The 22,193-nt window shown below is 65.7% G+C and carries 16 protein-coding genes; all 16 read right to left on the bottom strand.

Going from position 1 to position 22,193, the window contains the following annotated elements; translation table 11 throughout:
- Positions 1–392: 392 nt before the first annotated feature.
- On the bottom strand, positions 393–1,619 hold the full coding sequence (locus ACYVGC_RS03990; protein ID WP_460582495.1) for a glycosyltransferase family protein: 1,227 nt from the start codon (positions 1,617–1,619) through the stop codon (positions 393–395).
- A gap of 78 nt (positions 1,620–1,697) precedes the next feature.
- A complete protein-coding gene (locus ACYVGC_RS03995) occupies positions 1,698–2,885 on the bottom strand; it encodes a glycosyltransferase family 4 protein (protein WP_460582496.1) in 1,188 nt (395 codons plus the stop codon).
- 130 nt (positions 2,886–3,015) lie between these two features.
- Positions 3,016–4,257, bottom strand: coding sequence for a glycosyltransferase family 4 protein (locus ACYVGC_RS04000; RefSeq protein ID WP_460582497.1), 1,242 nt, complete (start codon positions 4,255–4,257; stop codon positions 3,016–3,018).
- On the bottom strand, positions 4,254–4,994 hold the full coding sequence (locus ACYVGC_RS04005; RefSeq protein ID WP_460582498.1) for an acyltransferase: 741 nt from the start codon (positions 4,992–4,994) through the stop codon (positions 4,254–4,256). Before ACYVGC_RS04005 ends, ACYVGC_RS04000 begins: the two co-directional genes overlap by 4 nt.
- Before the next feature lie 45 nt (positions 4,995–5,039).
- Positions 5,040–7,514, bottom strand: coding sequence for a nucleoside/nucleotide kinase family protein (locus ACYVGC_RS04010; RefSeq protein WP_460582499.1), 2,475 nt, complete (start codon positions 7,512–7,514; stop codon positions 5,040–5,042).
- A 380-nt stretch (positions 7,515–7,894) separates the two neighbouring features.
- Positions 7,895–9,085 (bottom strand): acyltransferase family protein, encoded by a 1,191-nt coding sequence (locus ACYVGC_RS04015; RefSeq protein ID WP_460582500.1) that lies wholly within the window; start codon positions 9,083–9,085, stop codon positions 7,895–7,897.
- An 83-nt stretch (positions 9,086–9,168) separates the two neighbouring features.
- The gene (locus tag ACYVGC_RS04020) at positions 9,169–9,933 is read right to left on the bottom strand and encodes a tetratricopeptide repeat protein (protein ID WP_460582501.1); all 765 of its coding nucleotides are present in this window, start codon (positions 9,931–9,933) and stop codon (positions 9,169–9,171) included.
- Between the two features lie 102 nt (positions 9,934–10,035).
- Positions 10,036–11,322 (bottom strand): O-antigen ligase family protein, encoded by a 1,287-nt coding sequence (locus tag ACYVGC_RS04025; protein ID WP_460582502.1) that lies wholly within the window; start codon positions 11,320–11,322, stop codon positions 10,036–10,038.
- A gap of 9 nt (positions 11,323–11,331) precedes the next feature.
- Entirely contained in the window at positions 11,332–12,462 is a 1,131-nt protein-coding gene (locus tag ACYVGC_RS04030) for a glycosyltransferase family 4 protein (protein WP_460582503.1), read from the bottom strand.
- Positions 12,459–13,733 carry an MATE family efflux transporter gene (locus ACYVGC_RS04035; RefSeq protein ID WP_460582504.1) on the bottom strand — a complete coding sequence of 425 codons (1,275 nt, stop codon included), beginning with the start codon at positions 13,731–13,733 and terminating at the stop codon, positions 12,459–12,461. The genes ACYVGC_RS04030 and ACYVGC_RS04035 overlap by 4 nt, the downstream gene beginning before the upstream one ends.
- Positions 13,730–15,865 carry a GumC family protein gene (locus ACYVGC_RS04040; protein ID WP_460582505.1) on the bottom strand — a complete coding sequence of 712 codons (2,136 nt, stop codon included), beginning with the start codon at positions 15,863–15,865 and terminating at the stop codon, positions 13,730–13,732. The genes ACYVGC_RS04035 and ACYVGC_RS04040 overlap by 4 nt, the downstream gene beginning before the upstream one ends.
- A 10-nt stretch (positions 15,866–15,875) precedes the next feature.
- A complete protein-coding gene (locus ACYVGC_RS04045) occupies positions 15,876–16,634 on the bottom strand; it encodes a polysaccharide biosynthesis/export family protein (protein ID WP_460582506.1) in 759 nt (252 codons plus the stop codon).
- A gap of 13 nt (positions 16,635–16,647) precedes the next feature.
- Positions 16,648–17,115, bottom strand: a complete 468-nt coding sequence (locus ACYVGC_RS04050; protein ID WP_460582507.1) for a DNA-binding transcriptional response regulator — start codon at positions 17,113–17,115, stop codon at positions 16,648–16,650.
- Positions 17,116–17,599: 484 nt separating this feature from the next.
- Complete coding sequence (locus ACYVGC_RS04055; protein WP_460582508.1) at positions 17,600–18,673, bottom strand: MraY family glycosyltransferase; 1,074 nt, start codon at positions 18,671–18,673, stop codon at positions 17,600–17,602.
- Between the two features lie 240 nt (positions 18,674–18,913).
- A complete protein-coding gene (locus ACYVGC_RS04060) occupies positions 18,914–21,880 on the bottom strand; it encodes a heparinase II/III domain-containing protein (RefSeq protein ID WP_460582509.1) in 2,967 nt (988 codons plus the stop codon).
- Entirely contained in the window at positions 21,877–22,122 is a 246-nt protein-coding gene (locus ACYVGC_RS04065) for a hypothetical protein (protein WP_460582510.1), read from the bottom strand. Before ACYVGC_RS04065 ends, ACYVGC_RS04060 begins: the two co-directional genes overlap by 4 nt.
- Between the last annotated feature and the right edge of the window lie 71 nt (positions 22,123–22,193).

Here is a 22,193-nt window from a genome sequence, read left to right on the forward strand (position 1 = left end):
AGCTACTGCGCCACCCGGCCTGGCTCCTGCACAGGAGCTTGGGCTAAGTGGTAGCCTAGCAAATAGCGCAAGCACTACGCACGTAGTGAAAAAACGCTGGGATAGCCTGACGGCTAGGTACGGAGAATAATGATAGGGAGCGGGAAGAAGCACCGAACGCAGATAGGATAATGGAGAGGCCCATAAACGGCTGCTCACCTACGCGTTGGTGGTTAGGTGATGTAAGATAATGCCAAGATAATGGAACACCATAAAAAGGGCGTTTTACTTAAAAAAGCACAAATTTTTCTTGAGTTATTTTCTTATAGCATGGATTTAAACTCCACTATCTAAGCTTAAAACACCAAAAAAGTGTTTGGCTTATAATTGTACTTTACATATAACCTCGACCATTAGAGGTCATCTTCGTAGAACATGGTGGGGGCGGCGTACTGGCCCAGCTGGTGCTGAAGCAGCTCGGCCTGGCGCAGTTGGCTGAGCTGGGGGTGCAGCGCCTTGTGGGGGCGAGCGCCAGGGGGAGATAAAACCTTTTCGATGAGGTAGTTATACTTTTTGGCGATAACGGCCCAGTTGTAGCGCCGCTCGGCAATGGCCTGCATCTGCTGGCCCAGCGCCATCCAGGTGCCCACGGGCGTGTGCACGATGTGGTGGCGCAAGGCCGCCCCGCTGGCAAAGTACACCGCCTTGTGCTCGGTAGTGGCTTTGTTGAACGACACATCGAAGGCCAGCACGGGCAGGCCCAGGCTCATGGCCTCGACTAGCGAGGGGTTGGTGCCGCCCGCGCTGTGGCCGTGGATGTACACGTAGCAGTTGCTGCGCAGCACATCGAGGTGCGCCTGGTTGTAGATGGGGTCGAGTAGGTGCAGGTTGTGGTAGCGTTCGTACTCGGCCTTGAGGTCGCGGCCATAGGGGCTGTTGGCCCAGTTGCCAATGAGCACGAAGTTGTAGCTGGGCAGCTCGGCAAAGGCGGCGAGCACCAGGTGCACGTTGTTTTCGGGCTCGATGCGGCACACCTTAAAGGCGTAGGGCTGGGCCAGAAACGGGTACTGGGCGCGGTACTCGTCGGTGATGGGCTGCTTGCGGGCGTGGTCGCCGCCGTACTCAATAACGCGGCTGCGGGTGCTGTAGGCGCGGGCCGTGTAGTTCTGGATGGCGTCGTTGTCGGAAATATCGGCGTGGGCAAAGCGCACGGCCAGGTTCTCGGACCAGCGCAAAAACCACTTGGCGTAGCGGTTCCACTTGTCGCGCCGCCACTCGATGCCGTCGATGGATACGATGATTTTCTTGTTGGTAAACCAGCGCACGAACGGCAGCAAAAAGCTGCCCGGCACGCCCAGAATGAGCAGCACATCGGCAAAAAACAGTGCGTGCAGAATCGACACGCAGTCGTAGATGATGCTCTGCGCCCCGTTGGCCTGGAAGGGCAGGTACACCAGCTTGGCCGTTTCGTAGTGCGTGCGGCGCTCGGCCTTGGGGTATTTTTTGCCGCTGCAATACACGGTGAGCTCGTGCTGGTGGTGCAGGTGCTTGACGAGGTAGGCCGTGAGGGTTTCGAAGCCGCCGTAGCAGGCGGGCAGCCCCACGGTGCCGATGATGGCTACTTTTTTAGGAACAGACATTGGGAAATAAGGGATAAACTTTTGGCGATAGCGCGCAAGTAAGTATTTGTCAATCTGTACTTTAGGGCTGTGGTAGCTTTAGGCCGCTGCCAGCTCGGCCGAAGCCGCTGGCACGGCCCGCCGGGCCGGGGCCAGCGGAGCAGGGGCCGCCGGCGCGGCGCCGGGCGGGGTAGCTAGCCGCAACTGCTCAAACACCTGCTGCACCTGCGCGGCAAAGCGCTCGGGGGCAAAGGCGGCGGCCCGCAGCCGGGCCGCCACGGCCATGCGGGTGTAGAGGCCGGTGTGGGCGTGCAGCAGGCGCAGGGCGTATACCAGGCCCGGCAGGTCGCGCCCGTTGAGGGCAAAGCCGGTGCGGGCCTGCTCGTTTACCTCGGCCACGCCGCCCACGGGGGGCACAATGACGGGCCGGCCGTAGCTGAGGGCCTCCAAAACGGTCATGCCGAAGGTTTCGACCCACTCGTCGGGCCGCGAGAGGTTGACGACCACGGCCGCGCGCTGGTAGTGCGGGTGCATGTCGGCGGTAGCCGGGAAGAGGCGCAGGTTGGCCGGCACCGGGTGCTGGGCCGCGTAGGCGGCCACGGCGGCGGGCGGGGCGTTCAGCACCAGCTCGAAGGCGAATTCGGGCAGGGCCTGGGCCAGGGCCAGGAACTCGGGCACGCCCTTGTAGTCGCGCAGCGAGCAGGCCATCAGCACCGTGAAGGGCTGCGTGGCGTGCTGGTACAAAAACGACCGGTTGGTTTGCTCCACAAAGCTGGGGGCCAGCGAATTGTACACCACCTGCTGGTTGGCCACGGGCAGGGCCAGCGCCGTGCGCACATGCTCCGACACGCAGAGCAGGCGGTGGGCCGTGCGCCGGGCCACCTGGCACAGCAGCCAGCGCAGCGGCGCGGGCCGCAGCGACACCTCGTGCAGGTGGTACACCACCTGCGCCCCCCGGCAGCGGGCGGCCAGCGCCGCCCCGGCGGGCAGCAACGAGTTGACGTACACCACGCTATCGGCCGTGGCCAGCTGCCACACCTTCCAGAAAATCACGCACTGCACCAGGGCAAAATGGAGCAGCGTGCGCCACTGGCTCGGCGACCAGCGGTAGGCCAGCGGGTGGGTGGTCACGCCGGGCAGGTCGCTGAGGAAGCCCGGCGCGCCCGGCGTGGCCGTGAGCAGGTCGATGGCGTGGCCGGCCTGGGCCAGCACCTCTAGCGACTGGCGCAGCACCAGCGGGCTGCCGCTGCGGTCGTTGAGTAGATGAACAGCAATAATGCGCGACATGGGAATTCAATTAACAATGAGCAATGAACAATGAGCAATTATCAGTGAGCAGTTAGTAAGGAGTAAGCAGTGACTAGTAGAAATCAGCGAAATGCCTAACAACTGCTCACTGTTCATTACTACTTGATAATCAAGCGGCCAGGGCTTGCTGGTAGATGCGCTGGAGCTGGCGGCCGCGGCGCTCCCAGGTGTGGTGCTGGGCCACGTGGCGGCGGCACAGGGCGGCCTCGGCGGCCTGCAGCGCCGGGGAGGTATGCAGCCAGGACAGGCGCTCGGCAAAGTCACCCACGTTTTGGGCGAAGGCGCGGTAGGGCACTTTGAGGCCGGAGGCGGCCGGCGTGAGCTCACCGGGGCCTTCGTTTTCGTAGCAGAGCACGGGCACGCCGTAGCTCATGGCCTCGGCCACCACCATGCCCGCGCCCTCGTGCGAGGGGAAAAAGAACACCGACGCCTCGGCGTAGAGGCCGAGCAGCTCCTGGCGGTCGAGCCAAGGGCGGTGCACCGCGCAGCCGCCGAGGCCGTTGGCGCGCAGCAGGTCGGTGAGACGGCGCTGCTCGGGGCCGCTGCCGATGAGCAGCAGCCGCACCCCGGCCTGCTCCTCGTCCGGCAGGGCGTGGTAAAATTTGGCGAAGGCCAGAATCACCATGTCGAAGCCCTTGAGCGGCACCATGCGGGCGGCAATCATCACCGTGAAATCAGCCTTGGGAGCCGTGTCGGTGGGGGTGGCAAGGGGCAAATCGACGGCTACCGAGGGCACAATCTCGTAGCGGGCGGCGGGCAGGCCCAGGCGCGGGGCCACCGCCGAATTCATGCACAGCACCTGCCCGGCGGCCCGCCGCGTGACGCGCAAAAACGGGTCGAGGGCCCAGAAAACGTGCTTTAGGCTGCCGATGGCGCGGTCTTTGGCAAACGCGGCGGCCCCGTAGCGGGCCAGGTGGCTGGCCGGAATGGGCGGGTGGTGCCCAATGGGCCCCCACACCAGCGGCCGGCCCAGCAGCCACAGGAAGGAGGGCGTCCAGTCGTTGTGAAAGTTGAGATTGTGCACCACGTCCACGGCCAGCTTTTGGCGGCGCAGCCACACGGCCAGCCCCAGCTGCCACATGTAGAAGTAGATGAGCGACAGCAGCGGGCCCTTCTTCCACCAGCGCGTCCAGGGCGGCAGGTCGAAATACAGAAACTCGACGCCGGCGGCCTGCGCGGCCACGGTCGGGTTGTCGGCCAGGTAGCGGGCAATGTGCGGGCCGTTGTTTTCGCGCGTCACGGCGATAACTTTCTGAAAGCGAGCGGCCTGGAGAATAAAATTCCAGCCCATGCCGTCTTCCGAGCCTTTGTAGGGATTGACGGCGTAGGCCGTGATAAGAATGGTTTTCATGCTAGTTGGGGAAGAAGGTCGGCGTAGGTTTCGGGGCGCGCGGCCGCCGGCACGCGGCTGGAGATGATGCGGGCCGGCACGCCGGCCACCACGCTGCCGGCCGGCACCGAGCGCGTGACCACCGCGCCGGCCGCCACCACGCAGCCCGCCCCAATGGTGACGCCGTCGAGCACGGTCACCTTGCTGCCAATCCAGCAGTTGGGGCCGATGCTGATGCCCTGGCGCGACACGCCTTGCAGGCGAATGGGGGCGGCGTAGTCGGCGTGGTGGTGGTTTTCGGGGTGGCAGCTAAAGTATTGACCGATAATGCAGTCGTCGCCGATGCGCAGGCCGCCGCCGCCGCCCAGGTAAGCAAACTCGCCGATGCCCACCCGGCTACCCAGCTCAATAAACCGGCCCGGCTCGTGCAGCGAAGTAGACACGATAACCTGGCTGAAGGCCCCGATGCTCACGCGGTCGCCCAGCGTGAGGCCGCCCGTGCCCAGGCCGCTGAAGCGCACGTAGTCGCCCACCTTCAGCCAGCGCCCAAAGCGGATGAGCCCGAGGTGCTGAAACCGCACGCCCCGGCCCAGCATGGCCCCGCCCGAGGCCCGCCCGCGCAGCCACAGGCGGCTGCCGCGCAGCAGGCTGCCCGCCGTGCGCAGGCCGAAGCTCAGCAGCACGCCGACGCTCACGGCCGGGTGCAGGGCAAATTCGGGGTTGCGGCGGCGCACCCAGCTTTCGAGTAACGTTTTCATGAGTAGGCGGCTTGGTTGTAAGCTCCTGAATGGAATGCGTAACTACTAGATTTCCTGCTGGATGTAGCGGCCGATGAGGGCCAGCGTGGTATCCAGGTCCTGGTTTTCGATGGGCACGTAGCGCGAGCGCCGGTAGCGGCTGCCGAGCTGGCCAAACAGCGCCTGGTACTGCTGCGTGAGCTGGGTAATGGTGCCGGCCGAGAGCTCCTGCTTGCGGCGCAAAATCTCCTGCGGGTCGGCGTACAGGAAAAAGTTGAGCCGGGGCTTGTTGACGAACGCGTAGAGGGCCTGCGTGAAGCGGGCGGGCAGGTGAATATTGCTGCGCCGGCCGTCGTTGATGAAGTCGAAATAGTAGCGGTCGTAGAGCACCACGTGGCCGCGCCGCGTGTGCCGCGTCCAGATAACTACCTGGCCCACTACATAATCGGCGTAGTAATAGGCAAAGCGGGCCAGCGACGACGCCAGGCTGTGGTTCTGGCCCTGGCGGGGCAGGCTCTGGATACTGCGGGCCTCGGCCCCGGCCTTGCCATACTGCCAGGCGCTGAGAATGGGCAGCACCGACGGCCGGTGCCGGATAACGACCACGCGCTTGCGCCACTTCTTTTCGAGGTTCTCCTTCACGTGCTCGATAACGGTGGACTTACCCGCGCCATCGACCCCGCTGAAGGTGATGACCAAGCCGCCCGGCCGCACAAACTCGGCCGCCGTGTGCAGCAGGTAGCGCAGGCCGCGCCACTTGCGGGCCAGGCGGCCGTTGGCCGGGGCCTGGCGCAGGGCAAAGCGCACGTGCCCATCCTTGGCCGAGTTATACACGCTGGCGCAGCCCAGGCAGCTGAACGTGATGCCGTAGGCCTGTTGCAAATGCGCGAGCATGGCCGCCTGCTGCGCCGGGGCCTGGCGCTGAAAGTAGTGCAGGTGCGGCAGGGGCATGTTGCTCTGGTTGAGCCAGTAGAAGAGCCAGGTGTAGGCAAAGTCGTGCAGCAGCGAGGGCACCGGCACGCCGGCCACCGCCCGCTCGGCCTGGCCGAGCACCGCGCTGGCATCGAGCAGGCGCAGGGCCTTGCGGTGCAGCGCGTGCAGCAGGTCAACCGACAGCAGCGAGCCGTCTTTGAAGAGGCAATCGACCGACACCATGTGCGCCGCCGGACGCACGGCCGCCGACTGCACCAGCGGAAAATCCTGCAGAAAGCGCACGGCCGTTTGGGCATCGGCCTGGCCCAGCAGCAGGTCGAGGTCGGAGGTGGGACCGGGGTAGTAGGCATTGGCCGCGCGCGGCTTGAGCACCACGCCGGGCTGGGGCAGCAGCTGCATGCGGTCGAGCAAATCGTAGAGCGCCAGCTGGCGGTGGGCCACGGCGGGAGCTAGCTCCAGGGTCAGCAGGTCGGCCCAGCCCGTGAGCAGCCAGCTTACCTGCGCGTGCCAGTCGGCCTGGGCGTGGTAGAGCAGGGCCCCGGTCGAAACCTGGTGCAGCAAGTACAGCTGCCAGGCCAGCGCCAGTTCGGCGGGCGGCACGGTGGCGAAGTACTCGCCGGCCACGGCCAGCGCCCGCGCCTTGGTGGCGGTGGCCGGCCGCCGCGTCACCAGCAGCGCCTGCTGCACCTCAAAGTGGAAGAGGTCGTAGAGCAGCGGGGCCTCGGGCAGGGCTAGCTCCAGGTCGTAGAGGGCCAGCCCGTCGGGGCCCACCCAGCAGTTCCAGGGCGTGAAATCGCCGTGGGCGAAGGCGAAGGTGAGCAGGCGCTCGGGGGCAATGGCCTGGCGCAGGTGGTGCAGCTTGGTGCGCAGGCCGAAGGGCACGCGGGTTTCTGCCAGAGCTTGCAGGCTGGCCACCTGGCTTTCGATGGTGCGCCAGATGGCGCTGGCGGCCACCGGCTGCCGCACCTGGCTGGCGGCCAGCAGCTCGGCCAGGCAGCCCGCGTGGGCCGGGCCAAAGTGGGCGGCGCGGTGGGCACCGGCCGTTTTTACCCCGCTTTGCAGCAAGTGGCTGGTCTCAAAACCCAGCACTTTGGGCCGGCCAAAGGTGCCATCGAGGCCGGCCAGGCGACCCAGGTGGTCGGCTTCGGCGCGCAGCTTGGCGGGGGCGGCGGTGCCGAGCGGCAGCTTGGCAAACACCCGCTGGCCGGGGGCCGCGTCGTAGCAGCACACGGCCTTGCGGTTGGGCCCCGGCGTGCCGGTGAAAAGCGCAAAGCCCGCCGCCGGCCACGCCTGCTGCCCGGTGGCGGCAAAGCGCCCCGGTAGCCGCCGAAAAAACAGCCCCTGCAACCGGCAGAAAAACACCAGCCGCACCAAGGCGCTAAACAGCCGCGCCTTGGGCGAGGCCGCGCTGTAAAACTCCAGAAACAGCGGCTGCCGCAGCGTGCTGGGCCAGGCCCAGCGCAGGCTGCCATCGGGGTTGTGGCAGCCGCGCAGGCGCACCCCGCCGCTGGCTACCGGCGCGTAGCCCAGCCGGGCCAGCAGCGCGGGGAGGCCGGCCGGGTCCGCACTCGTGGGCAGAGAAGTAGTAGGAGGTAGTGAATGCGTCATGCCAACCCTAAGGCCAAGCAGATGCCAAAGATTAACTTTGCGTTAAGTTATTGAAAGTCAAGGAGTAATTTCGGGATTTTACGTCTGGAAGTCCAATTGGTGGAATGGGTTTCCAGCATCTGGAATGCGGGCGGCGGGCGGCAATGCGCGTAGTAGGGCTAGCGCGGGCGCTGGGGCACCAGGGCCGGCCCCCGTCCCACTACCACAACCGGCCGGCCGGCCCGCGCAGCCGGACCGGGAAACGCCCCCCGCCGGACCCAGATTTGGTAGCTGCGCTGGCTTGCAAACTACTGTGGCACAAGCATAACCCCCAAAGCGGGGCCAGCGCCGAAGAGCTAGCCCCGCTTTGGGGGGTGAGTTCGGGCGGGCGAAGCAGCGCCCTAGCGGGGTTGCGCCGCCAGCGCGGCCCCGGGCACCGGGGCCGCCGGCTGGGGCTTGGCCCAGGCATCGCGCAGGCGCATGAAGGGCTGCTCGACGTAGGTGTAGAGCAGCAGCGCGCCCAGCAGCAGCAGGCCCCAGTACAGGGCGTAGGCCACGAGCCAGCCCCCCGCCCCGAGGCGGGGCGTGAGCACCGCTTGCGTGAGCGGCACCAGCACCAGCTTGATAAGCACTGACTTATTAAGCAAGTACATGGAGTAGGAAATGAGGCTCAGCAGCGTGAAGCCGCGCATGGCCGGGGTGTAGTGCGCATAGCGCAACTGCGAAAAGAAGGGCAGCACCAGCAGCACCGTCAGCCCTTCGAGCAGGGGGCGCAGCCATACGTTGTAGAACAACACGTTGGGCCCCAGCTTGGGGTACAGGAACGTGACGGCCAGCAGGCCCGCCGCCAGCCATAGGCCGGGCCGGCGCAGGCCGCGCCACAGGCCGGCGTGGTAGTGCTGCACGTAGCAGGCCAGCACGCCCAGGGCAATGGCATCGAGGCGGGCGGCCACCACGCGGCGGTAGTAGGCATCCCAGAGCGCCGCGTCGAGCCCTTTGCCCTGCTGATACTGCGCGTACTTAAACACCAGCGGCAGCGTCAGAAACAAGACGATGGTGCCCGCCATCGCCAGCCGGCGGTTACGAAACAGGCCCACCAGCACCAGCACCGTGATGGGAAACAGCAGGTAAAACCATTCCTCCACGGCCAGGCTCCAGCCCTCGGGGAAGAAGGTGGGGTGCGGCGTGCCCAGGTTTTGGCTGAAGCAGAAGTAGCGCCACACCTCGGCCGGCAGCTTGTGCTGCCCGGCGGCCACGGCCACCACGCTGCCCAGCACCACCAGGTAGGCGGGTAGCGTGCGCAGCCACCGCCGCAGCCAGAAGTGGCTGATGGAAAAAGGCTTATGCGGGTTGAGGAGGGCCTTCAGCAAAATGCCGCCGATGAGGTAGCCGCTGAGCACAAAGAAGATATTGACCCCGTCGATGGCCGAGGCCGGCAGGTTGTGCCACGACCGGTAGGCGGGTGGTACCAGCATGGCGGCGTGGCCATACACCGTGATGAGGATGGCCACGGCCCGCAGTAAGTCGAGCCCAAAAATGCGGTTGTGCGTGGTGCCCAGCGCCTGCGCGGCCAGGGTTTTGAGGGTAGCCATTGGTGGTTTGCTAGGCTTGTGTGGAGCGCGGGAGCAGCCCTTGCGGCTGGCTCGGGGGCAGGCGGGCGCGCGGCCCGGCCAGCTTATTTCTGCACCAGGCTGGTGGTGTAGTGGCGCAGGCTTTTCTGGGCCTCGGGGTTGAGCTGAACGGCCTTTTTCAGGTCGCGGCGCGCTTCCTTTTCGCGGTCAGTGTAGGCGTAGCTGATGCCCCGGTATTCGAGCGCGTCGGCGTACAGCGAGTCCAGGGCCAGGGCGCGGGTAAAGTCGGCCACGGCCGCTTTGTGCTGGTTGAGCTGCATTTTGGCCACGCCCCGGCCGAAGAACGCCTCCTTGTCGTCGGGCCGCAGGCGCACGACATTCGTAAAGTCAACGGCAGCCAGGCGGTACTCGCTCAGCATCATCTCGTTCACGGCCTTGTTGTAGTGCACGTCGGAGTTGCCGCGCAGCAGGCGCGCGGCGGTGAGGTAGTCGAGCCGGGCCGCCTTGTAGTTCTTCAGACTGGAGTTGGCCTTGGCGCGCTCAAAGAGGGCGCGGCCGCTGTTGGGGTGCGCTTTGAGCTCCTCATTGGCCCGCGCCAGCTGGGTGCGGTAATCGGCCGCCGTGCGGGTGCGCTCGGCGGCGCGGGCCGCCGTCAGCTCTCGGGCCGACAAGGTGGCGGGCTCGGGCAGGGCGGTGGGGGCCCCGGCCGGCGCGGCTGCGGTGGGCACCGGCTGGCTGAGGGCTACGGCGGCCGTGCTAGTGGGTAGCGCGGCGTTGGGGCGCTTGGTTTCGGTGGTGGTGGCGCAGCCGCTGGCGAGGGCCAACAGCGTTAGGGCACCGCCCGACAGGGAGTAAAAAGGCAGTTTCATCGGAATGAAAAAGGAAGAGGGTGAAAAATGATTTTCTGAGTCTGGGTGGCGTACGATGCAGTATTTTTAAACACAAAACTTTGTAAGTCAATTGCTTATACCCTAGGCGGCTACTAGCTCGGGGCGGCGGCGGCGCAGCCGGTGCTGCTCGGGGGCCGACAGCCGGGCGTAGTAGTGCAGGCTACCGAAGAAGAGGAGCATCTGGTAGAAGAGGATACCGTAGTTGGTCATCCCAAAAATGCCGAACTCGGTGAAGGAGTTGATGAGAATGGGGATGAGCAGCCCCACGCCCAGCAGCCGCAGCTGCGGGTCGGGGGTGCGCACGAAGCCCCGGATGGTGAAGCCCAGCTGCAGCAGGGCAATGGTGAAGCCCACCAGCCCCAGGTTGAGCAGCACCTGGAGGAAGGTGTTGTGGGCCATTTGGGCGGCGTAGGTGTGCACGCTCTGGAAATATTCGCCGTAGCTGATGCGCATGAAGCCGTAGCCGAGCAGCGGCTCGCGGGGCAGCGCCTCGGTGAGCAGCGCCCGCCAGAAGGGCAGGCGGCCCGTCATGCTCAGCACTTCTTCCAGGCCCCCCTGCTTGATGAACACCAGCGGCAGCAGGGCTGGCAGGGCCAGCAGGGCAGCCAGGTTGGCGGCTATTTTCAGGCGGGCATTGCTCGATTGCTGCGAGTGAAAAAACACAATCAGCAGGCAGCCCACCAGCGACGAGCGCGAGCCCGTGAGCACGAGCGCCAGCAGCAGCAGCCCTATTTTGAGGGTGGTGAGCCCCGGCCGGTGCCGCCGGTAGTAGTTGAACATGAGGCAGGCCATGCCCACCACGCAGAGCATACCCAGCTCGTTGGGGTTCATGAGGTAGCCGCCCAGGCGGGCCTCCTCCCCGTCGTGGGTGAGGCGGTAAAACACGTCGGGCGCCACCAGCAGGCCCCCCAGAAACACCAGCAGAATGAGGAAGGCCGCGTTGCCCAGCACATTATAGAACCGCACCGGGCTGCCCGGAAAAAACTCATCGAGCAGCAAAAAGCACTTCACGAAGTAGAAGGCAAACACCAGCGTCTCCAGGTCCATGAGCCACTGCAGCAGCGAGTAGCCGGGGTTGGTCGACCACAGCACCGACACCAGGCCCAGCAGCAGGTAGCCGCCGTAGAGCAGCGGCGAAAAGCTGTTGTGCCAGCGAAACGAGTCGATGGCCCCCCGGCGCAGCACCAGGCGGTAGGCCCCGTAGGCGGCGGCCGTCATGGCCAGGCGGCTCACCAGCTTGAGCACGCGCGTGGTGCCCACGTCGTTGTGCCAGGTAAAAAAACCGGCTAGCTTGATGAGAATGATGAGGGTGAGGAGCCCGCTCATGGTGCGCAAAAAAACGCGGTGCGGCGTAGTAGTAGCTTGCATACGAACGAGTTAAGCGGCCAGGGCCTGTTGGTAGAGCTGCCGGTAGGCGGGCAGGAGGCGGGGCCAGTAAAAAGCGGTGGCCACCATGTCGCGGCAGCGCGGGGCCAGGCTTTCGCCGGGCACCTGGGCCAGCCAGCGGGCGTGCAGGCGGTGCAGGGCCTCGGCCAGCAGGGTGGGGCAGGCGGTGGCCAGCACCTCGCCGCAGCCAAAGTCGCGCACGTAGCTGCCCAGGTTGGTGGCTTCGGTTACCACGCAGGGCACACCCAGGGCCACGGCTTCGAGCACGGCGGTGGGCAGGCCCTCGTAGTGCGAGGTGTGGGCAAACACGTCGAGCTGGCCCAGCAGGCCAATTTTCTCGTCGCCGTAGCGGCTGCCCAGCAGTTGCACCGAGCCGGCCGGGGCGGCCTGGGCCCAGGCCGCTACCCGCGCCCGGTCGGGGCCATCGCCGATAACCCACAGCTCGGCGGCCGGCACCTGGCGGGCAAAGTCGGCAAAGCCGGCTAGCAGGCAGGCCAGGCCCTTGTGGTGGTCGTCGAGGCGCCCGCAAAAGCCCACCCGGAAGCGGCCCGGCGCGGCCGGCACCGCCGGCACCACCGGCTGCGGCGGCTCGAAGCCGTAGGGCAGCAGCGCGGTGGCCAGCCGCGCATTGAGCGCCCGCACGCCCACTACCTCGCTCTCGCCCAGGCAGTGCACGCGGGCCGCCCGGCGCAGCAGGTAGCTCTCAAAAAAGCGGGTGTACACGAGCTTAGTGAGGCGGCTTTTGCGCAGGGCGGCGGGGCTGTAGCTGCCGTGCGGCGTGAGCACGTAGGGCAGGCGCAGCGCCGCCAGCCGGCGCGCCACCGTGAAGTACACCGGAATGAAGGCCCCGTGCAGGTGCACCACCGCCGGCCCCGCGCCGGCCACCTGGCGCAGGGCCTCGGCCAGGGCCGGGGCCAGGCCAAACGGGTTGCGCTGGGCCGCAAACAGCCGGGTGGCAAACTCGCGGGCCGGGTAGTTGTCGGAGAGGTCAGCGGTGATGCCCCACACGGCCACGTCGAGGCCGGCGCGGTGCTGCTGGGTAGCCAGCGCGTGCACCACCTTGTTCACGCCGTTCATGCGCTCGGGGTTGGCTTTGCCCAGAATTAAATGAATGATTTTCATGCGAAAGCAAGGCTAGATGATGAAGCGGCCCGGCGCACGGCCCAGGCCCAGTAAGCGCCCAGCACCAGCTGGGCCAGCAGCCAGCCCAGCACCACGCCGCTGGCCTGAAAGTGCGCCGTGAGCCAGCGCACGCTCAGCAGCGAGGCCACGATGCTGAGCACGTAGCCCCCGAAGTAGTGGCGCGAGTCGGCCAGCAGGCGCACCGTGAGGCGCAGCGGGTACACCAGCAAAATGACCACGTAGAGCAGGCAGCACCAGCGCAGCAGCGCCGCGTAGCCGGCCCCGCCCGCCGGCCCGAAGTGCGCCACCAGCGGCCCGGCCGCCAGCGCCAGCAGGGCCAGCACCGGCCCGGCGGCCAGCAGCATTTTTTTGGTAAGCGCCGCCCGCTGCGCGGCAAACTGCGCCGGGGCGTGCGAAAAGCTTTGGCTGAGGCGGGGCAAGGCGTAGTTCTCCACGGCTTGCAGGCCCAGGTTGAAGATGCCCATCGCCGTTTGGGCCAGGCGCAGCACGCCCAGCACGGCCGGCGAGCCCACCCAGCCCGCAAACACCAGCAGCACATTGGCCGAGCCCCATTGCAGCAGGGCCGTGGGCACCAGCCAGCGGGCCTGCTGCCAGTGCCGCCGCCCAAAGCGGCCGAGGCCGCCCAGGCTGGGCCAGGCACCCAGGGCCCACCCACCCACCAGCAGCGCCGGCACGGTGGTGAGGCCCACGGCCCACATCACCTGCGCCAGGGTGGCCGGCGCGGGCCGCAGGGCCAGGGCCAGCAGCACCAGCAGCTGGCCGCCGGCCGAGAGCCCATCGCTAAGCAGCGCGGCCCGCACGCTGCCTCGGGCCAGCAGCAGCTTGCGTAGCGTATCCTGGCCCCCGGCGGCGGCCAGCACCACCACAAAAGCCGGCAGCACCGTGGCCGCCTGCGGCAGCAGGCGGGCCCCCAGCACCACCCCGGCCCCGGCCAGCAGGCTAAAGGCCACCTGCCCGGCCAGCACCAGCTGGCCGTAGGCCGCGCGCCGGGCCGCCGGCAGCGTGCCCAGCACCACCTGCATGGGCTGCGTAATAACCGCGCCCTGCACCGCCAGCGCCAGCAGCAACACCAGTTGCCAGGCGCTGTACTCGCCAAACACCGCCAGCCCGCAAAGCCTGGCAATGAAGAGGTTGGTTAAAAAATTGGTGCCGCTCACCGTGGCCTGCCCGGCCAGCACCCAGTAGCGCGGGGCTACCGGGTGCCGCCCCAGGCGGGTGGCCCAGGGCGGCAGGGTCAGCGGCAGGGTCACGACTGCAGGTCGAGGCTTGCCAGCGGCATGGCCAGCGGCCTGGCTACCGGCTGCATGGCGCGCTGGCTTGTGAAGAGGCGGCGCAGGCGCTGGCCCAGCTGGCTGTGCGCGTAGCCCGCCCGGTTGAGGCACAGCTGCACGTTGGGCAGGTCAAACTCGCTGATGAGCTCCTCCAGCTCCAGCAGGCGGGCGGTGGGCGTGGCCTGGCCGTCGATGACGAACAGGTTGACGCTGGCCCCGCGCATTACGGCCAGGGCGTGGTTATCGTGGGCGAGCCGCGTGTTTTGCACCAGCAGCACTTCGTCGGGCTGGGCACTGGGGTTGGGCGAGGTGGCGTCGTGCAGGGTGAGGGCGCGCAGCTTCAGGCCCTGGGCCGCCAGCACCTGGTGCAGGTGCTCAAAGAAGAACGACTGGCCTTCCTGCTCGGTGAAGGCGCTTACCACCAGCTTGGTGCCGGGGTTGAGCAAGCCCTTCAGCGAAAGCTTGATTACCAGCTGCTTGAAATAGGCCAGCCGGCCTTCGAGGCCCGTGCCCAGGTGCGGAATGGTGAGCGCCAGCGGCGTGGCAGTTTCCTTTTGCACGCCGTGGGCATCGCCGGGCGTCGAGCGGGCCACCGACCACAGGTACACGAGCACAATACCCAGCAGCATGCCCAAAAAGCCCGAGATAACGAGCACGAACGTGCGGTGCGGCGACGTGGGCTCGGTAGGTACCTCGCCCGCCGCAATAATGCGGTGGTACGAGGTGGGCGTGGCCTTGGCAATCTCCGCCTCGGTTTCCTTCTCGCGCAAAAAGGTGTAGAGCTTCTCGTTGAGCTGGAAGTCGCGTTGCAGAATGGCCAGGTTTTTCTCGCGGCTGGGCAGGCCGGTGAAGGCATCCTGGGCCTGGCGGATGGTCTGGTCGATTTCGCGGTACTTGATGGTGAGCGTGTTGCGGGTGTTGCGCACGCTTTCCAGCAGGTAGCTGTTGAGGTCGGCCAGCTTCATGTCCACGGTTTTCACCTTGTCATCCTCCGGCGTGAAGCGCAGCAGCAGGTCGTGGCGCTCGGCCTGCAAGTCCTTCACCTTCTTCACGATGTCGGTCGAGAGCACGTCGTTGAAGGCCTCGAAGTTGGGGGCCATCTCCAGGGCACTGCGCTTGCCATCGGTCATGTACTTGTAGAGGTTGTTGGCGGCGGCCAAGCTCATTTGCAGGTTCGAGCGCTGCATTTTCAGCTCGGCCAGCTTGCGCAGGTCGGTGTCGGTTTCCTGGTTGATGTTGACGATGCGCTTCTGGTCGCGGTACTGCTGCACCGTGTCTTCCGACTGGCTGAGCGTGCGCTGCACGGCCTTGATTTGGGTGCCAATGTTTTCGGCCGTCGAGTTTACCACCTTGTATTTCATGGTCAGGTAGTCCTCCAGGTACACCGTGGCCAGCGCGTTCACGAGGTCGGCCGACTTCTGGGCCACGGGGCTCTGGTAGTTGATGCGCAGCACCGGCACGTTGCGGTCGGTGCTGGTCACGTCGAGGCGGCCGGCTACTTCCTCCAGCAGGTGGGCGCGGTCGTGCTGCACAAACTGGTAGTGGTCGGCCAGGGCCAGGTCGGGGCGGGCGCGCAGCAGCGAGTCGTTGGCCGTGATGCGCACGTCGGCCCCGGTGAGGTGCAGCGTCTCGCCGAGCCGGCCGGCCGAGCGCTCACCCGAGGGGGCCGTCAGCTGCACGCTGCCCGCCGCGTTGAGGCGCAGGTCAAACTTCTCCTCGGCCCACTTGGGGTTGCGCAGCGTTACCTGGGCCACGAAGGGGCTGGCGTGGTACAGCTCGGTGGTGCGCACCTTGCCCACGCGGTAGGTGCTCTGGCCGAAGGGCACGCGGTCGAGGGCGCGGCCCAGCAGCAGGGGTGAGCGCACCAGCTCTACCTCGGCGCTGGTGCGGTTATCGCCCGAAAACGCGTCCAGGTTCTTGAGGAGGGTGGTGTTAATCGGCCCCTCGTTCACGTCGGCCAGCTTGATTTTGGCCGTGCTCTCGTAGAGCGGCGTGGCGTAGCGCAGGTATTGCCAGGCGGCCGTCAGGCCCAGGCCCGTGCAAAGCGCCACTACGGGCAGGCCCGTCCAGAGGGGGCGCAGCAGGCGCATATTTTCTTTCAACTCATTCATGGCAAATCAGTTATAAAACGTAACGGAAAAAAATGAGGGTGGTACTGATGATGGAGGCGATGCCCAGCACGGAGGGCGATTTGCGGTCGAACTGCTTGCCGCTCTTCGAGGGCACGTACACCACGTCGCCGGGCAGGATGGTGATGTTGTCTTGCTCAAAGCCGTTGAGCTGGGTCAGGTCGATTTCGGTGGTTTTGGTGCCCTGGGCATTCTGGCGCAGCACTTTCACGTGGCGCTTGTCGCCGTACACGCCAAAGTCGCCGGCCTTGCCCAGTACTTCAATCAGCGTATTGTGCTCTTTGTCAATGCGCTGGTTGCCGGGGGCATTCACCTCCCCCAGTACGGTCACTTGCAGGTTGAGCACCTTGAGGGTAATCTGGGGGTTAACGACCCACTTGCCCAGCACCTGCTCCAGCTGCTCCTCGGCCTGCGCAATGGTGAGGCCCTCGACGTGGTAGGCGCCCACTTTGGGCATGTTGAGGTTGCCGGCCGCGTCTACCAGGGTCCATTTGCCATCCGTCTCGTTCACGCTGTAGAGGCTGTAGATGGAGCCCACGCTCAGCTCCTCGTGGTCCCAGACGCTGATGCTGATTTTGTCGTCTTTGCGCAGGCGGTACTGGTAGTCGGGCCCCACGGCCAGGGCCGTAGACCAGGGCGTCGAGCGCTTGGTTTGAAACAGGTTTTGGGTGCAGCTGCTGAGCAGGCTTAGTACCAGCAAGGCCGCCAGGGCCAAGCGTTGCATGGGGAGCGAGTGTACGGTTTTTTTCATGAGGCTACCAGGTTTAGGCTTTGCCGGTTAGGAGTACTAACAGGCTGGATAACAAAGAGAAAAGAGACAAAAAGCGGGGGCGGGCGGGCGGGCGGCTATCCAGCAGGGCCTGCATTTTTTCGATTTTGGCCAGCACCAGGGCCAGCCGGTCGGCGAGCTGCTCATCCTTCACCACATAGTCGAAGGCCCCGTACTTGAGCGAGTCCACGGCCACCTGCACCTGCTGCTGGCCGCTCACGAGCACCACGTAGATGTCGGGGTTGAAGCGCTTGATGGTTTTCAGCGCATCGGTGCCCGATACACTGCCCATCATTTGGTCGAGGAAAATGATGGCCGGCTCCTCGATAAGCGCATCGAGGCACGCGGCACCATTATCGAAGGCCTGCACATCGTCGTAGCCCGCGCTGCGAATGGCGTACTCGACTAGCTGGCGGCAGAAGGGGTCGTCGTCGACCAGGAATATTTTTTGAGATTTAAACATGGCGGTTAGGTTTGGTCCTACTAATGCCAAGCCAATGCCAAGTAGTGCATTCGGGCGTAAATTACTTTAAATCAATAAGTTAGCGTAAAATACCAGCTGCAGGCGTTCCATATCCAGGAGTGGCGTCCGAAATGTGGAACTGCCAACAGCGCGCTGGCCCGCGCGCGCAGCCACGCAGCTGGGCTGCCAACCAGCCATTTGCCCGGCCCCCGGCCCGGCCCAACGCCCGAAAAGCCCCCGGGCGCTCGCCGGCCAGGTAGCGTCCCGGTTATGGGCTGGGTTGCTGGCTGGCCGCGCACTTCGGCAGGCCAAAAAGCTTGTTGGTAGATAAGCAAAACGCTGCCCGACGACCAAGCGTCAGACAGCGTTTTGCGTAGAAGCGGATGGAGTTACTTTTTGGGGTGGGCCCAGCACTGTCGGGCCGCCCCCGTTGAGCAGGTACCTGCGCACCGCGCGCCGCAGGTAGGCCGCTTGCCTGCCGCGGTCAGCCAATGGCTACCTGCGGGCTTGCTACCCAGCGCCGCGCCACCCCCAGCAGCACGCTCAGGACAATGCCCAGCGCAACTAAGCCACTAATCAACAATAGATTACCGAGGAAGGCAAAGTGAATGACCACCGCAATCACGGCCAGGTTGAGCAGCCCCAGCAGCAGCACCGTGTTGATTTGCGAGAAGCCCAGCCCCAGCACCCGGTGGTGAATATGGTTTTTGTCGGGTGCAAAGGGCGACTTGCCCGCCAGGATGCGCAGCAGAAACACGCGCGACGTATCGAACAAGGGCACAAACAGAATGCCCAGGGCCACGGCTGGCGAGGCGCCGCCCAGGGGCTGGGCCGCCGTGTTGCCCAGCTCCACAAACTGGATGGCCAGCACCGCCACGATGTAGCCGCACACCAGGGAGCCCGTATCGCCCATAAAAATGCGGGCCTTGTGAAAATTATAGCGCAAAAACCCGAGGATGCCCCCCGCCAGGCAAGCCGCCACAAACGCGTAGTTGCCACTGGCCGCCCCCCCGTACTGATAAAAATAATAGCCCAGCGTGCCGCTGATAATAAGCACGATAGTGCCCGCCAGCCCGTCGAGGCCATCGATGAGATTGATGGCATTGGTGATGCCCACGATAACGACAAACGTGAAGCCGTAGCTGACACCCAGCGGCAGCGCGCCAATGCCCAGAATACCCTGAAAGCTGGTGATGCGCACATCGGCCATGAGCATGACCACGCCGGTGGCCAGCAGCTGCCCCACAAATTTCTTGGCTACCGAAACGGTTACCAGGTCGTCGTTGAGGCCCACGAAAAAGAGCAGCAGGCAGCCCGCCAGCAGGTACTGCACGCCCTGGCCCAGCGGCGCAAAAATGGTGAGGGCCGAAAAGAATCCGGCCAGCACGGCTACCCCGCCAAGGCGCGGCGTGGGGGCCGTGTGCACCGAGCGGGCATTGGGCGCGTCAAACAGGTTTTTGAGGTACGCAATGTAGACGATGGAGGGCACCGCGAAAATGGCAATCAGCAGGGCCCACACCGTGGCCAGGGCCAGCGCTATGGTTGACATCGTATTCATAGTATCATGAAGGTTAAGAAGTTATGTTTAAAAAAGTGCATTGCCAGGCCTGGTGCCACCTGCACGTAGGGTACGCTTTAGCGCGGTTTGCAAGTCGGTGTACAGCCCGCCCTGTACACCGACTTGGAAACGACCGTGCAGGCCGGCAACTATTTTGCATATAACGTACTGGTTGTAAGTTATATGCAAAATAGTTGGCGCCACGGCTGGTTTTCTGGTATCGGTTTTAATTCAGTTCGGCTAGGGGCCAACTACCACTTTCTGGCTGCCGGCGAGGGGCTGGCCGGCGGCATCGTGCGCCACCAGGTAGTAGAGGCCCGGCGCGAGCGTGCCTACCTCAAGCCGGGCCTGCTGCCGGGCGCGCAGCTGGCGCACCATCCGGCCCAGCCCATCGCGCAGCTCCAGTATTGCTTCGGCCTCAAGGCCAGCTAGTTGCACCTGTAGCACGTCGTGTGCGGGCTGCGGCCGCACGGGCAGCAGGGTGGCTGTTGCCACTGGCAGGGCGGCTACTACCACCACCGGCGAGTAGCTGGCCGTGCCCTGCCGGTCGAGTTGGCGCAGCCGGTAGCAGGCCCCGGCCGCCGGGGCCAGCCCATCGCGAAACGTGTAGCCCGCCGCCTGGGTCGCCGAGCCGGTGCTGGCTACGAAGCCAATTACCTCAAAGCCAGCGGTTGCCGTAGCCTGGCGCTGCACCTCAAAGCCCTGGCTGCCCACCTCGGCGGCGGTGCGCCAGCGCAGCAGCACCGCCGGGCCCTGGCGCTGCCCGGCAAAGCTGGTAAGCACCACGGGTAGTGGGCGGGCGGCGTCGGCAGCCAGCGTTACCCCAAAGGCCGACGCCGCCCCCAGCACCACTTGCAGCTGCCGGCGGCCGGCATTATAGGTGTAGCTGGCCACGCCGGGGCCCGTTACGGCCGCCGGCAGCTTATCCAGCCGCAGCAGCAGGGTAGTGGCCTGGCTGGCGTAGCCATCGTAGCGCAGGGTGCTGGTGCGCTGCCAGCTGATATCGGCCCGGCGCGCGGCTTGTAGCAGCACCACCGTATCGGCCTGCAGCGTGGTGCCGGCCTGCACAAATAGCTGCGCAAACTCGCCGCTGGTCGTGGTCGAGTAGAAATTCAGGCGGCCATCGGCGCGCACGGGGCGCAGCGGCTGGCTGCTGGCGGCACTCAGCACCGTGTCGGCCTGAGCAAAGGCCACGTCCAGAAACTGCTTGCTGGTAGCCGCCAGCGCCGCCGTAGCGGCCTGGCTGGTGGTGGTGAAGGCGGGCGGCGCCGCCGTGTAGGGGCAGAGGGCGGCCAAAAACTGCGTTTGCGCCGCACTGGCCGACTGCATCAGCAGCGTGGTATGGTTTTCGGCCGTGTTGTAGGTGGTTTCGTGAATGTTGGTGGCCGTGGTGTAGGTGGCCGCGCCGCCCGTGCTCGTGACGTGGGCCAGCAAGCTCACCCCGTTTTTTTGCCAGGTACCCGCGTGCGTGGCCAGGCTGTCGGCAAAGGTGCCCGTGGCGGCCGTGCCGCCGGCCAGGCCGTAGCCATGCAGCTGCCAGGTGTAGGTGTGGGGCTGGGCGGCGCTCACGGCATCGGCCAGCAGAAAGTAGCTGTTGCGCACAAACAGGGTTTTGCGCGTAATACTGGCTTGCTGGTACGCCGTCGTGACCTCCCCGTAGCTGAGCTGCGGGGTTTCGAACGTGTGCTGAATTCCCGCCATGGCCGGGCTGCCCACCCCTACCGTGCCCATGGCCGGGCCCGCGCCATCTACCAGCACCAGGCTGTGGTTGGTGGCCTGGCCTACTTCGGCGCGGCGGCTGTAGCTGAGGTAGCCGGGGTCGAGGGCCAGCAGCTGGCCCTGGCTGTGCAGAATAAAGCTGCTGGCATTGCCCTGGCTGTGGCCGGCGGCATTGGCCTGGGCCGCCCCGCCCCGCCCATATATGTGCAGATAGGTCGCCAGCGAGTCGTGGCCGGCCCTGAATACGAGGTTGCCGCTGCCCGGCAGCACGGTCAGGGCCGGGTAGCTGGGTGGCGTGGGCGCAATGGCGGCGGCCAGCCAGGCCGCGCGCATGTCCACCGTCACGTCGCGCAGCTGCGCGACCGCCGAGGCCATATTAGTGCCCGACAACTTACTGAAATACATGGGCTTGACGTACTGCGCCTGGCCCGTGAGGGCTAGCTCGGGCATGCCCATATCCACGTAGGAGTCTTCGAGGGCCGGCAGGCGGCCATCGGGCATCTGAATGGCCGTTAGCCACTCATAAAGCCGCGCATACTTCGGGTCGTAGTAGGGGTTGCGAATGGAGCGCGTGCTGGTGCCGAAGGTGTAGGCCTGCCGGCCATCGGGCAGAAAATTGCCCAGCGCCCGAAAAAAGGGTAAGCAGTTGAGCAGAGCATACTTGCAGTAGTAGGGGCCCTCGGCGTAGCCCGCCACCTGCGTCGAGTCCGACTGCCGCTGGGCGTCGCGCCACAGCACGTTATCGATGTGGTAGAGGCCCGCCCCGGCCCAGGTAGCGGGCTGCTGGGTTGCTTGGGCACTGGTGGCATCGCTGAGCACCACGGCGGCCATCCCCAGGGCGGCGGCCATCATCAGGGTATGGTTGTTTTTGATGCTCGTGTAAAAGCTGAACGGCCCCAGCGGGGTAGTCGATTGCTGGTAGAGGTTGCCCGCAAACGCCTGCAGCCGGGCCTGGCTGGCCGCCAGCGCGGCGCCCGTTTCGCCGCTGCCGCGCAGCAGGTCGTAGGCTATCAGGTAGTCTATCAGCTCTTTCGAGCGCCATTGCCACTCGGTATAGGGCGTGGTGCCCGACCAGGTAGCAAATACTTCGACGTCAGCATTGAGGCTCTCCAGCACGCCGCGCGCGCTGGCTACCAGGGCGGCACGCTGGGCCGCCGGGAGGGCCGCCAGGGTGCCGCCGCCCGTGGGCTGCTGGCCGAGCAGCACCACAAAAGCCGCATTTTTGGCCCACGTGGCCCGGGCCCGCCGCCCGCTGGCCGAGGTGTTATCGGGGGGGGGCGCACCCTGCACATCGGCCCACAGGCCATTATAGAGCGCCAGCCGGTCGGGGGCGTTCAGCGAGGCCTGCACATCGGCTAGCGCACTGGCCCTGAGGAGCGTGCGCGGAAACGACAAGTCGGCCCCCGCCGGCCGCCAGCTGCCCGCCTGTGCCCACAAGTGGCCCACGCTGCCCAGCAGGGCCACGGCTAGCATACCCAGCCGCTTCATAAGTTTGCCAAGCCAAAAGCTGCGGGAGCACCACGGTGCGGCCGGGCCGGCTGCGCCAAGGCTACGCGCCGCGCCGCGGCGGCCGAGTGCACGGGGGCCGAGCTATTGGCCGTGGGGGCCGGGGCTTTCTGCTGCGTCCAGCGCCCTGCGCCCAGCAAGGCAGTCAGCACAATGCCTAGCGCCAGCCAAACCGAGGCAGACGGCGCTTTAGTAGGAACGGAAGTAAGTAGGTCTGGGGTCATACAAAAGAGGTTTTGCTCTCCTGATACCAGCGCTGTACCAAAGATTTAAAAATATTATAAGTAACTTGTTT

Source organism: Hymenobacter arcticus (assembly GCF_054779975.1).

Coding starts and splice junctions, on each gene's coding strand:
- ACYVGC_RS03990 (WP_460582495.1), bottom strand. CDS start 1,619: ATGTCTGTTCCTAAAAAAGTAGCCATCATCGGCACCGTGGGGCTGCCC.
- ACYVGC_RS03995 (WP_460582496.1), bottom strand. CDS start 2,885: ATGTCGCGCATTATTGCTGTTCATCTACTCAACGACCGCAGCGGCAGC.
- ACYVGC_RS04000 (WP_460582497.1), bottom strand. CDS start 4,257: ATGAAAACCATTCTTATCACGGCCTACGCCGTCAATCCCTACAAAGGC.
- ACYVGC_RS04005 (WP_460582498.1), bottom strand. CDS start 4,994: ATGAAAACGTTACTCGAAAGCTGGGTGCGCCGCCGCAACCCCGAATTT.
- ACYVGC_RS04010 (WP_460582499.1), bottom strand. CDS start 7,514: ATGACGCATTCACTACCTCCTACTACTTCTCTGCCCACGAGTGCGGAC.
- ACYVGC_RS04015 (WP_460582500.1), bottom strand. CDS start 9,085: ATGGCTACCCTCAAAACCCTGGCCGCGCAGGCGCTGGGCACCACGCAC.
- ACYVGC_RS04020 (WP_460582501.1), bottom strand. CDS start 9,933: ATGAAACTGCCTTTTTACTCCCTGTCGGGCGGTGCCCTAACGCTGTTG.
- ACYVGC_RS04025 (WP_460582502.1), bottom strand. CDS start 11,322: ATGCAAGCTACTACTACGCCGCACCGCGTTTTTTTGCGCACCATGAGC.
- ACYVGC_RS04030 (WP_460582503.1), bottom strand. CDS start 12,462: ATGAAAATCATTCATTTAATTCTGGGCAAAGCCAACCCCGAGCGCATG.
- ACYVGC_RS04040 (WP_460582505.1), bottom strand. CDS start 15,865: ATGAATGAGTTGAAAGAAAATATGCGCCTGCTGCGCCCCCTCTGGACG.
- ACYVGC_RS04045 (WP_460582506.1), bottom strand. CDS start 16,634: ATGAAAAAAACCGTACACTCGCTCCCCATGCAACGCTTGGCCCTGGCG.
- ACYVGC_RS04050 (WP_460582507.1), bottom strand. CDS start 17,115: ATGTTTAAATCTCAAAAAATATTCCTGGTCGACGACGACCCCTTCTGC.
- ACYVGC_RS04055 (WP_460582508.1), bottom strand. CDS start 18,673: ATGAATACGATGTCAACCATAGCGCTGGCCCTGGCCACGGTGTGGGCC.
- ACYVGC_RS04060 (WP_460582509.1), bottom strand. CDS start 21,880: ATGAAGCGGCTGGGTATGCTAGCCGTGGCCCTGCTGGGCAGCGTGGGC.
- ACYVGC_RS04065 (WP_460582510.1), bottom strand. CDS start 22,122: ATGACCCCAGACCTACTTACTTCCGTTCCTACTAAAGCGCCGTCTGCC.